Here is an 11,255-nt window from a genome sequence, read left to right on the forward strand (position 1 = left end):
CGGACTGCCGGAATCCTCCGGTGATCGTGAGGATGCGGGAGGCAAGGATGCGAGAGATCATTCCATTTCCGCTAACCGATCCCCATATCTATCCTGTAGCCACAGAAGAAGAGGCCGCTCCGACTGATCGGAGCGGCCTCTTCTCGCTTCTATATCGTTATTTTGCCTTCAAGCTTTCCCAGGACTTCTGGATGCCCTCGAACAATTGATCTTTATTCACATTGCCGGCAACATAGCCTTGCATTTGGCTGCCGAATTCGTTCATGCCGCCATCCGGGAATTTATTGAACTCCCAGCTGAGCGTCTTGCCCTCCTGGCTGTATTTCACGATATCGTTGCCGAGATCGCCCAGTGTTTCGCTCTTGGTTTCGATGCTCTTGAAGGCCGGGATGAACTTAAATTCGTCGGTGATGTACCGTTTGCCGGTCTCCGAAGTGACGAGCCAGTTCAGGAATTCCTTCGCTTCAGGCTTTACCTTGGATTTGTTATTGACTACCCAGTTGTTCGGCACGCCGACCGGAAGCTTGTCGTTCTCTTCGGCATTGTCGTTGATCGGCATCGGCAGGAAGCCGATGTTCAGCTCCGGATTGATTCCGTCGATCTGCACCTGGGTCCAGTTGCCGTTCTGCGTCATGGCGGCTTCCCCGCTGGCAAACAACGTAATTTCGGTGTTGTAGTCGGTCGTCAACGGGTTCTTCTGACCATACTTCACGGTCAGATCAAGCAGGCGGATCCACTCGTCGAATTTCGCATTGCCTGCAATCTTCTGCGTTCCTTCATTTAAGCCTTTGACAAAAGCATCCGGATCCTCTTGATGCGCAAACGGGATATTCAGCAGGTGGTTAGCCAAAATCCACGTTTCTTGATAGCCGTTGGCAAACGGTGTAATGCCCGCCGCCTGGAGCTTCTGTGCCGCTGCCTCCAGCTCGGTCAGCGTCTTCGGCAGCTCGGTGATGCCGGCTTGCTTGAACAGGTCCTTATTGTAAATGAAGCCGTAGCCCTCAATGCCGAACGGCTGTCCGTACAGCTTGCCGTCCTTCGTCATAGGCTCCTTCGCCACGTCCAGCACGTCATTCACCCATGGCTGGTCGGACAGGTCCTCGATATTCTCGAACCAGGTATCCAGGTCGCGGTAGCCGCCTACGTTGAAGATGTCCGGCTCATCGCCCGAAGCAAACTTCGCCTTCAATGCCGCGCCGTAGTCGGAGCCGCCCCCGACCGTCTGAATGTCCAGCTTGATGCCGGGATGCTCCTTCTCATATTCCGCCTTCAGCTGGTTCAGCGCCTCCGCAATTTCAACCTTGAATTGGAAAATCTTAATGGTCTTCGTTCCGCCTTCAGCGCCGCCCTCGGCTTCCTGGCCGCTCTCTTTCGAGCCGCCGCCGCATGCTGCAAGCAAGGTGGAGAACGCCAGGATCATGACCAGCAGAAGCTTACCTTGTTTCTTCATGTTATGAATCCTCCCTTTTGTATAGGTGTGTCAGTTGCTATAAATGGCGTTTGCTTCTTCAGTATAATTAACCTTTTTTCTATTCATCAGGTACGATATTGATCTCTCGGGTGGATGAAATTGACCGATTTACCGGTTTATCCCTTGACCGCCCCGTGGGTAATTCCTTCGATGATGTATTTTTGCATTGCGAGGAAGAAGATGATGATCGGCAGAATACCGAGTACGAGCGCCGGCAGCGCAAGATCCCACTGCTTGGTATATTGTCCGAAGAATGCGAATGTCGCAATCGGTATCGTCCGCAGCTCGGCGGATTGCAGGATCAGCGACGGCAGCAGATAGTCATTCCAGATCCACAGCGTGTTGAGAATGATCACCGTCACGAACATCGGCTTCATGAGCGGAAATACGACCCGGAAGAATACGCCGTATCCGCTCGCTCCGTCCACCGTTGCGGCCTCCTCGATCTCCAGCGGAATCGACTTCGTAAATCCATGGAACAGGAATACGCTGAGCGGAACACCAAACCCGAGATAGCAGATGATCAGGCCGTACAGGCTGTTATTGATGCCCATCGTTGCGGTTACCTTCACCAGCGGAATCATGATGGACTGGAACGGGATGACCATGGCCGCCACGAACAGGGCGAACATAATCCGGTTAAAGCGCGTATTGCGCCGCACCATCTGATACGCCGTCATGGCGCTCAGCATCGCCAGCAGCAGGTTGCTGGCAACCGTGACGACAAGGGAGTTCCAGAGCGCGGACGGGAATTTCGTGATATCCCATGCCCGTGAGTAGTTGCTCCATTCAAGCGTTGTCGGCAGCCCGGCCGAATCGGTCAGCAGCTCGCCGAAGGTCTTGACCGAGTTGACGAACAGGAAATAGAACGGCACCAGGAAGAGCAGCGCTACGATGATCATGATGAGCTCGGTAGCCAGCGTATTCAGCTTGTATTTTCTGACGGTCTCCATTATGCCTCGACCTCCTTGCTCTTCGTGAACCGAACCTGCAGGCTTGTGATGATGGCGACGACGATGAAGAAAATGACCGCCTTCGCTGTGCCGAGGCCCAGACGGTTATTTGTATACGCTTCGTTGTAGATGTTCATGGCCACCGACTCCGTGGAGCCGAAAGGCCCGCCCTTGGTGAGCGACAGGTTCAGATCAAACATCTTGAAAGACCATGAGATCGCCAGGAACAGGCAGACCGTGACGGCAGGCATCACGAGCGGTATAATGATGGACCGTAGAACTTGTCCTCTGCTCGCGCCGTCGATTTCGGCCGCCTCCAGAATATCCTTCGGCACATTGTTGAGCGAGGAAATATAGATGACCATCAGATAGCCGGCCGTCTGCCACACGAAGACGATGACGATGGCCCAGAACGCCGTCCCCTTGGTCCCGAGCCAAGGCAGATTGAAGAATCCGAGATTCGTTGCGCTGCCGATCGCCGCGAAGCCTTTGACGAAGATGAATTGCCAGATGAAGCCCAGTAGCAGGCCGCCGATCACGTTCGGCATGAAGAAGATCGTCCGCAGCACGTTCCGCGTTTTGAGAGGCTTGGTCAGGAAGTAGGCCAGCACGAAGCCGAGAAGATTCGTAAGAATGACTCCAAGCACCGTAAACCTTGTGGTGAACCAGAATGAACTGCGGAATTTATCGTCATTGGTAAATATCGTTACGAAGTTATCCAAGCCGACCCAATCGATTTTATTCGATACGCCATTCCAGTTGGTGAAGGAATAATACAGTCCTAGAAGGAATGGAATGATCATGATCAGGATGAAAAAAATAGTGGAGGGTCCCACGAACAGAAACTGCTGGAGCAGCGCCGATGATTTTTTCCGATTCATCCCTGTGATCTCCCCTTTGCGTTAAGATGTTGTATGATGTATAGCCATTATGAGGTAACCTGTTATCAATGAACACGGAGAATCATGAACCGTTAGGTGTAAAATATTGACCATACCGATTCCTATGTATGATCTATCCGAGGTGAGCTGTCATGAAATTCCGCAGTATTCAAACCCGGCTGATTCAGTTCATGCTGGCCGTTACAACGATTCCGCTTCTGCTCTCCTTAATCATCACATTCTCGCATACCCGCGAATCCGTAAAGGAACAGACGGTAAACGAGAACATTCGGCTCATTTATCAAGGAACGACCAACTTAAGAAACTATATGAACAGCATCAATCGGGCTTCGCTTTCCGTCTATTCGGACTCCTACTTTCTGCGCAACCTCGCCCTGGATCCGGACAACCACCGCGTCGTAGCCGAGCTCTACGCCACCCTGCAGGCGATTCAGACAGGGATGGAGGACATCCATCAGATCTACCTGCACAACTACTTGACCGGTCAATCGACCCAAGTGTCGAGCAATCTTCCAAGGCGCGAGTTCCGGAAGGAGCCTTACCGCCGGATTGAGCAGTTCGGTCCCGGCCCTGCCGCGATCGAGCCGATTCATGAGGTTCATAATTACGGATTTCCCCGCAGACCTGCCGACATTACCGATTTCAAAGTGATCACCTTCTACCGGTCGATCAACAACATTCCCTCTTCCGAGCAGTATGCTCTCATGGCGATTGACGTCAAACTTGACAGTATCTTGGCCATTTGCGACCAACTGTATGCCAAGGGAGAGGAACAGTTATACTTGATTGATGATAGAGGCAGCATCATGTATAGTCCGGATTCCGATCAAATCGGGCAGCCTTTTGCCGATCAGACGCTGCTGCATGAAATCGCCAAGGAAAAACAGGGCTATTATGACGGCAAGGAAGCGATGGTTATTTATGAGAAGCTGGATCTGCCCTATGCCCCTTGGACTTTGGTGAAGCAGATACCACATAAGACGCTGTACAAAAATTCGACGGAATTAACGGGGATCAACGCGACGATCGCTATTTTTGCTCTGCTTGTTGTCATTTTCGGTACCCTATGGATATCCATTCGGATTACAAGACCCATTAAACAGCTCACGAGTTATATGAATCAGGTGCAGACCGGGCGGCTGGACGTCGATATCGATGTAACGAGCCCGGATGAGATCGGCATTTTGTCGCGGCGGTTCCGGAACATGATGGACACGATCAATAACCTGATCCTGCGGGAGTACCGGCTGGAGCTGGCCAACAAGACCAACCAGCTGAAAGCGCTGCAGGCACAGATCGACCCGCATTTTCTGTACAATGCGCTCCAATCCATCGGGACGTTGGCCCTTCAGCATAAGGTGCCGCGGATCTACTCTCTTCTTTCCTCCTTGGCGAATATCATGCGCTACAATATGCGCAACAGCGAGGCGAAAGTAACGCTGCAGGATGAGGTCCACCATGTGCGGCTCTACCTGGAGCTTCAGAAGCAGCGCTTCCGGGATCAGCTTGAAATCTCATGGGATCTGGAGCCGGACAGCCTGCAGGCCCCCGTTCCCAAGATGATTCTGCAGCCGATCGTCGAAAACTATTTCAAGCACGGCATGAACAGCAGGGAGACCGTGGGACGCCTATCGATCTCTTCGCGGATAACCGAGGAACATAGACTGGTCGTCGTGATCGAGAATAACGGGACGTCGATCGAGCAGGACAGGCTGGCCGAGATCCGCCGCATGCTGGCCGATCCTTCGGGACAGGAGCCGCGAAGCGGCGATACCGGGGATATCTCCATCGGGCTTATGAATGTGCTGATGCGACTGAACCTATATACGGACAACAAGGCTGTTCTAACCATCGAGAATGCAGTGCCGCATGGCGTCATTGTCACGCTCAATATCAACGCTTGGGGAGAGTGAGCACTAGAGATGAAAGTATTGATCGTAGACGACGAACAACACGTAAGAGAAGCGATTGAGATGCTTGCGGACTGGGAGCGTCATGGCATAACGGAAATTTATCAGGCTGCCGACGGCGAGGAGGCGGTTCGGTTAATCGAGGAGAAGAGATCGTCATGACCGATATGCGGATGCCGAATAAAAACGGCCTCGAGCTGCTGACCTGGCTGCACACGTCCAGACCCGACATCAAGGTGCTCGTTATCAGCGGATACGATGATTTCGAGTATGTCCGGCATACGATCCGCTCGGGAGGATCGGATTATATTTTGAAGCCGGTCGATGCGGGAAGTCTGAACGAGGCGCTCGGCAAGGCGGCGGATGCCTGGCGGTTGGAGGAAGAGAAGCGGAAGCAGATCATGAGCCAGAATATCGAAATGAACCAGATGACCCCGCTCTATATGGACCGGCTTCTCTCGGATCTTGTGAACGGGTACGGGAGCAGGGAGAGCATCGTGGCCCAGCTGCAAAACCGGATGGCTCTGCCGTCGGCAGGAGATCCCTGCCATATCGTTGTTATTAGCGATGTCCAGTTTGACAAAGAGCTGCTGTCCAAATTTCGGAACCGGCGGCACCTGCTCTCCTTCACCTTGATTAACATCTGCAACGAGCTGCTGCGCGATCAAGGGGTGGCCTTCCGCCATATCGACAAGCCCGGGGAAATGATTGTGCTGTATTGGAACCCTCGTCTGCCCGTCAACGATATGCTCGAACGGATCAACGACGGATTGTTCGCCATTCTCCGGCGGCGTGCCCATTTCGGCTGCGCGGCAGCAGCTTTCCCGGCGGACCTGCCGAAAGCATACCTGAATGCCGTCCAGGCCCTGTGGAGCCGCAACCTGCTGACAGGCAAATCGCGAATTCATAAAGAGCGCGTTCCGGAAAGCGAAGGCTCCCGTACCCCTCGATTGGCCTCGTACGAGGAGACGTTCAAATTGGCCGCCCTCAGCGGGAGCAGGGAACGGATCGAAGCAGCAGCAGACGAGTGGATTAAGGAAGTCCGGGACATGGATCGGGTGTCTCCGGAGCAGCTGCTGCGCATAAACTCCGAGTGGGACTGGATGCAGCAGCATTGGACCGAGAATGAGGTGAAGAGCGTACAGGAGCCCGTGGAGGACGCGGAAATCTCTCAAGACCTGCCCTCCCCTCTTCCCTTGAATGAGGACGGCATGCTGTGCTGGGAACGCTGGCGGGAACAGATCTGCGGCCGACTCAACGCGGCCTCCAGGGTGCTTACCCAGATTCATTCAAAGGACAACCATATTATTCATGATATCGCCCGGTATTTGGAGAACAGCTATCATGAAGAGATTTCGCTGCAGCAGATTGCCGGCCGTTTCTTCCTCAGCAGAGAGTACATATCCCGCAAATTCAAACAGGAATTCGGTGTGACTCTCTCCGATTTTCTCGGGCGCATACGCATCGACAAAGCCAAAACCCTGCTGCTCAATCCTCAGCTCCGCATTGCCCAGATTGCAGAGATGGTCGGTTACCAGGATGAAAAGTACTTCAGCAAGGTGTTTAAAAAAATGGAGGGCGCGACGCCCAACGAATATCGGAAAGTGCATCAGAGATAGGGGACATCCGCCGGAAAACGCCGGCTTGGGCCCAGGAGCAACGGCATTAGCCACGGGATCGCCGGCTTGAGCCACGGGATCGCCGGCTCGAGCCACGGGATCGCCGGCTCGAGCCACGGGATCGCCGGCTTGAGCCAGTGGATCCCCGACTTCGGCAACGTTTGGTCAATGCCTCAGAGATCTCGCTAGAAGTAACGCCCCGCTTAGCATGCTGATCCGACCAAAAAAAGAGCTCCCGGCTGCCTCTAGGGCATGCCGGGAGCTCTTCGTTTCCTTCGAAAAGCGTTATCCTTTGACCGCAATGACTTCAATTTCCACCAATCCGTCCTTAGGCAGACGGGCTACCTCCACCGCGCTGCGCGCCGGATAAGGCTCGGAAAAGAAGCTGCCGTATACCTCGTTTACCGCCGCAAAATCATTCATGTCCTTCAGGAACACGGTGGTTTTGACGACCTGGTCCAGGCTTGTCCCTGCCGCTTCAAGAATGGCCTTCACGTTGCTTAAAGACAACCGCGCCTGCTCCTGCACGCCTTCACCAAATTCTCCCGTTTCCGGATTCAGACCGAGCTGGCCGGAGGTATACACGAAGCCGTTGATCTCTACCGCCTGGCTGTAAGGACCGATCGCGCCTGGCGCTTTAGGCGTGGAAATAATATGTTTGTTCATGGATATGGCTCCCTTCTATGTAATTCCGTATGTTCACATTGTAAACGTCCAACTGCAGACTGGCAAATTTAATCAGCCGTATCTCCCAGCACGTGGATGACTTCATTCGGATAAACGTGGTGCCCCTTCATATCGGCAAGCCCGATCTTCACCATTGAACGGGCCACCTTCTGAGCAGGGATCGCCCGGTATGGAGCGAGCTTCGGACGCCTGAACAGCGCATCCAGGGAAGTCATCAGTACCGCAGCCGCTTGCTCGCCGAAACGGCGGTCCGGCCGATTTCCTAACAGCAAAGACGGGCGGAACAAATGAAGACCATGAAAGTCCATGGCCGCCAGGCCTTCCTCCATCTCGCCCTTGGTCCGAAGATAGAAATTCCGCACGTCCGGGCTTGCGCCCATCGAGCTGACCGCCAGGAACTGGCGGACGCCGTGCCTTCGGGCAAGCGCTGCCGACTTCAGCACATATTCCACATCGACCTTCCGGAATTGCTCCCGGGAGCCGGCCTTCCTGATCGTTGTCCCGAGGCAGCAATACACGCTGTGAACATCCGCGAAGGCTTCCTCAAAGCGCTCGAGCTCATCCCAATCCACGGGAATGATCCGCAGCCCGGGATGGGCAGCTTCGGGCGGCCTCCTCACCAGCACCCGGACCTCATCTATATCCGGTCTTCTCAGCAATTCCTCGGTAACCTCTCCTCCGACAAGCCCCGTTGCCCCAATAACGAGGGATATCTGTCCCATCTTACTGCCCCCCTTAATTATTCATCATCTAAATCATTTATCAGGTTAAGACCTCGGCTCATGGACAACCTGAACAGCTTCGATGCGGACAAAACTTCGTTAATGTTAGGCTGACCGAACGCCTGCTGCTGAGATCATTCTACACCCCATTACGCGGCTGTCAACACGCTTGGATCCGGTGAAATAATTCATGGATGATACAGCCGTTTCCAGAGGGGCAAATCGCAGCGTAACCACAGAAAAAAGAGTGCAAATCAGGCACGATTTGCACTCTTTCTCCAAGCGGTTATCAAGTTAAGCAGCGGCTTCCAATCCCTGCGGAACCAGCCGGGGGCTTCGGCATGCGCCGCGTCCCCCTCCGGCAAACCGGCCGGTAAGGATGCCTCGCTCAAGCCTTCGTGAATAGGGAAGGGCTCATCCTCCATCAAGACGTAGTACTTCATATCAAACGTACTGACCATGTCTCCATGAAGCGTTAGCACCTTGTCGTTACGAATATCGATCACCTTGCCGGTCACAACCCGGTTCTCCAACACGATCATTCGCCTCCCTTAATCTAAGGCTTTAATCCCGAAATCTCGCGCTCCAATCCGCATATTCGCGCTCTGCGGCATCCTTCGAATGTCCGTAGCGCTCCTGCAGCTTCCCGACCAATTTATCCTTCTCCCCGGCGATGACATCCAGGTCGTCATCCGTCAATTTACCCCATTGCTTCTTCGCTTCACCCTTAATCTGGTTCCATCTCCCTTTAAAAACGTTGTTATCCATAAACATCAGCCTCCCTCTCAAGTAATGAGCCCTGCAATCCTCTATCTTTCGTGTGTATATTGTTTACCCGCAGGCAGCCGCTCTGAATCCTTGGAGGATACGGGTACGGGCCGACCGCCCTTTCCCTCTCGCCTCAACCTGGCGCCCGTCTGGCGCCCCTCTAAAGTGATGATCGCTGTTTAATCATCCAGTCTGGAGGTCAAAGAGACGGAAGTCGAATGACGCAAAAGGCCCCGCGAATCCACAGGATCCGCGGGGCATCTATCCTTCCAACGTTTCGAGGGGGTTCGAAGGCCGATGGCAGTCCTCAGCCTTAGCGAATCGTGACCACCTTCGTCTCGCTTTTCATATAGTTCACGAACATGCCTGCAAAGTCCGGGTCCCACTGGGTCCCCTTCCCCTCCTCCAGTATATTCAGCGCATCCGCCGATCGCATGCCGCTGCGGTAGGGCCGATCCGACGTCATCGCATCATACGCATCAGCGACGGCAATAATCCGCCCGAACAGCGGGATATCCTTGCCCTTCAGGCCATCCGGATAACCGCACCCGTCGTATCGTTCGTGATGGGACCGCACGCCTTCCAGGTAAGGAGCCATGGCGTCGGCCGGTTCAATCTGCAGCAAAATATTCTCGCCCTGCTGCGGATGCGTCTTGACCTGATCGAACTCCTCTTCCGTCAGCTTGCCTTCCTTCAGCAATATATGATCCCGCACGCCGATTTTGCCGATATCATGCAGCAGTGCCGTCTTATGCAGCAGATCGATCTCCTCCTCGCTGAGACCGGCCAGCCGGCCGATCAGAACCGAGTATTCCGCAACCCGAAGCGAATGCCCTGCCGTGTAAGGATCCCTTGCATCGAGCGCTGCCGCGAGGGCCGCGAAGTAGCTGTCGAGAAGCTTACGGTTCCGTTCCTCGCGAACCTGAAGGCCGCGAACCATCATATTGAAGCCCGCGATCAGTGTGGAGAATTCATCGGAATATAGATTCGAGGTTTGAATAAGGCGTCCTTCTTTAATTTCGTTCATCGCCCGGTACAGCTGACGGATGGGGCGCTGTAAATCCTGGGTCAGGAGCCATGCACCGACATATGCGAATCCGACGCCAAGCAGCAGGACACCCCCTGCCCAGCCCCAATACTGCTGCGGAGCAATTTTGTTAAGTCCCTCCAGCCTAATCTGAACGGCCAGCGAGAACAGAAAGAGCGGGAACGTGCCGATGAGCATCGTGCTGAGCAAAAATTTGACGCGGATCGCCAGGAATACATGGCCCTCCAGCGAGAAATCGACGCCATGCCTCGACAGCGCCTTCCGCCGTATTCCCTTGATCAGCGGGCGAATGGCAGCAATCGTCAGGAAGAATTCGATCATGGCATGGCAGCTTGCAAGGAGAACGGCCCCAAGTGAAGCAAGCCATATGTAAAAGGCAGGAAAGCTCAGCTTCCCCTGCTCCATCATCCATATGGTCAGCAGAATGGCCGGCAACGACAGCCCAAGCAGATGGGGACCGAAGATGCGGTAGACAGCGAGGCGCGGCATACGATGCACGTGTAAATAGGCTTTTTCCAGCAAATCCAGATCCGGGTCCTCTTCTTCAAAGACGGCACGGATCGGCTTAAGCTGCGTCAGGAAGACGCTGAGCTCCGAAATGAGCATAATCATAAACGAAATGGCCAGGATGGCCATCAATCGTGCGCATTCCTCGAAGGAAATTTCCAGGGTCGTTACCAATAATACGCCGCCGACAACAACAACAGATGCAATCGAGCCGATCATATAATTCCGAACAAGCTGTTTAAGAAATGACTTATACAGTTGCATGGTCCGCCTCTACTTTCGTAACAGAAATAAACACCCCGTTGCAAGCCGAACATTGGTCTGCAGCATCTTTCGATAATCCTGCATAAAATAGGGATTATCATCGAATTCCGCCAAAATTATCGTTACTATGAATATCGTTGGAAATGCCAAAAAAATCAAGATCTTTAAGCGGCAATCGGCAAGATTGTTGATGAATTTTGCTTATCGGGCCTAGATGTGATATAATAATATCTTGTTAGATGAAGTTTAACCCCGTAAGTTCCTCGAAATTTGATATTACATCTCAGATGAAGTAGAAAATTCCTATTTAATGACCCTAAGAGTAAGAGTTTTACGGAACGTTTTCTGATTCACACTGGAGCGGTCATCGGAGCCGCAAGGACGAAAGAGAGGCAGGGCTTTTG

Annotated in this window: 11 protein-coding genes; 3 read left to right on the top strand and 8 right to left on the bottom strand. The window is 53.5% G+C overall.

The window, feature by feature from the left end; all coding sequences use genetic code 11:
* Positions 1-157: 157 nt before the first annotated feature.
* From BBD41_RS11370 to BBD41_RS11380, 3 genes are all read right to left on the bottom strand, one after another.
* Complete coding sequence (locus BBD41_RS11370) at positions 158-1,450, bottom strand: ABC transporter substrate-binding protein (RefSeq protein ID WP_099477652.1); 1,293 nt, start codon at positions 1,448-1,450, stop codon at positions 158-160.
* Positions 1,451-1,587: 137 nt separating this feature from the next.
* Positions 1,588-2,424, bottom strand: coding sequence for a carbohydrate ABC transporter permease (locus BBD41_RS11375; protein ID WP_077569931.1), 837 nt, complete (start codon positions 2,422-2,424; stop codon positions 1,588-1,590).
* A complete protein-coding gene (locus BBD41_RS11380) occupies positions 2,424-3,305 on the bottom strand; it encodes a carbohydrate ABC transporter permease (protein ID WP_099477653.1) in 882 nt (293 codons plus the stop codon). The genes BBD41_RS11375 and BBD41_RS11380 overlap by 1 nt, the downstream gene beginning before the upstream one ends.
* 152 nt (positions 3,306-3,457) lie before the next feature.
* Between BBD41_RS11380 and BBD41_RS11385 the strand changes: the two genes are divergently transcribed.
* Genes BBD41_RS11385 through BBD41_RS11390 form a run of 3 tightly spaced genes read left to right on the top strand, consistent with a single transcriptional unit; the run spans position 3,458 to position 6,855 of the window.
* The gene (locus BBD41_RS11385) at positions 3,458-5,239 is read left to right on the top strand and encodes a cache domain-containing sensor histidine kinase (RefSeq protein WP_099477654.1); all 1,782 of its coding nucleotides are present in this window, start codon (positions 3,458-3,460) and stop codon (positions 5,237-5,239) included.
* Between the two features lie 9 nt (positions 5,240-5,248).
* A complete protein-coding gene (locus tag BBD41_RS30265; RefSeq protein WP_237087059.1) occupies positions 5,249-5,398 on the top strand; it encodes a response regulator in 150 nt (49 codons plus the stop codon).
* A complete protein-coding gene (locus BBD41_RS11390; protein ID WP_237087060.1) occupies positions 5,395-6,855 on the top strand; it encodes a helix-turn-helix domain-containing protein in 1,461 nt (486 codons plus the stop codon). Before BBD41_RS30265 ends, BBD41_RS11390 begins: the two co-directional genes overlap by 4 nt.
* Positions 6,856-7,140: 285 nt before the next feature.
* Here BBD41_RS11390 and BBD41_RS11395 read toward each other — a convergent pair whose 3' ends face one another.
* The 5 genes from BBD41_RS11395 to BBD41_RS11415 form a co-directional block, all read right to left on the bottom strand.
* Positions 7,141-7,521 (bottom strand): RidA family protein, encoded by a 381-nt coding sequence (locus BBD41_RS11395; RefSeq protein WP_007130436.1) that lies wholly within the window; start codon positions 7,519-7,521, stop codon positions 7,141-7,143.
* Between the two features lie 68 nt (positions 7,522-7,589).
* Entirely contained in the window at positions 7,590-8,264 is a 675-nt protein-coding gene (locus BBD41_RS11400) for an NAD(P)H-binding protein (RefSeq protein WP_099477655.1), read from the bottom strand.
* A gap of 254 nt (positions 8,265-8,518) precedes the next feature.
* Entirely contained in the window at positions 8,519-8,800 is a 282-nt protein-coding gene (locus BBD41_RS11405; protein ID WP_099480571.1) for a hypothetical protein, read from the bottom strand.
* 28 nt (positions 8,801-8,828) lie between these two features.
* A complete protein-coding gene (locus tag BBD41_RS11410; RefSeq protein ID WP_099477656.1) occupies positions 8,829-9,032 on the bottom strand; it encodes a CsbD family protein in 204 nt (67 codons plus the stop codon).
* A 313-nt stretch (positions 9,033-9,345) separates the two neighbouring features.
* Entirely contained in the window at positions 9,346-10,851 is a 1,506-nt protein-coding gene (locus BBD41_RS11415; protein WP_099477657.1) for an HD-GYP domain-containing protein, read from the bottom strand.
* Between the last annotated feature and the right edge of the window lie 404 nt (positions 10,852-11,255).

Origin of the sequence: Paenibacillus ihbetae, from assembly GCF_002741055.1 — a bacterium.
Lineage (GTDB): Bacteria > Bacillota > Bacilli > Paenibacillales > Paenibacillaceae > Paenibacillus_AQ > Paenibacillus_AQ ihbetae.

Coding starts and splice junctions, on each gene's coding strand:
- BBD41_RS11390 (WP_237087060.1), top strand. CDS start 5,395: ATGACCGATATGCGGATGCCGAATAAAAACGGCCTCGAGCTGCTGACC.
- BBD41_RS11385 (WP_099477654.1), top strand. CDS start 3,458: ATGAAATTCCGCAGTATTCAAACCCGGCTGATTCAGTTCATGCTGGCC.
- BBD41_RS30265 (WP_237087059.1), top strand. CDS start 5,249: ATGAAAGTATTGATCGTAGACGACGAACAACACGTAAGAGAAGCGATT.
- BBD41_RS11375 (WP_077569931.1), bottom strand. CDS start 2,424: ATGGAGACCGTCAGAAAATACAAGCTGAATACGCTGGCTACCGAGCTC.
- BBD41_RS11415 (WP_099477657.1), bottom strand. CDS start 10,851: ATGCAACTGTATAAGTCATTTCTTAAACAGCTTGTTCGGAATTATATG.
- BBD41_RS11370 (WP_099477652.1), bottom strand. CDS start 1,450: ATGAAGAAACAAGGTAAGCTTCTGCTGGTCATGATCCTGGCGTTCTCC.
- BBD41_RS11395 (WP_007130436.1), bottom strand. CDS start 7,521: ATGAACAAACATATTATTTCCACGCCTAAAGCGCCAGGCGCGATCGGT.
- BBD41_RS11410 (WP_099477656.1), bottom strand. CDS start 9,032: ATGGATAACAACGTTTTTAAAGGGAGATGGAACCAGATTAAGGGTGAA.
- BBD41_RS11380 (WP_099477653.1), bottom strand. CDS start 3,305: ATGAATCGGAAAAAATCATCGGCGCTGCTCCAGCAGTTTCTGTTCGTG.
- BBD41_RS11400 (WP_099477655.1), bottom strand. CDS start 8,264: ATGGGACAGATATCCCTCGTTATTGGGGCAACGGGGCTTGTCGGAGGA.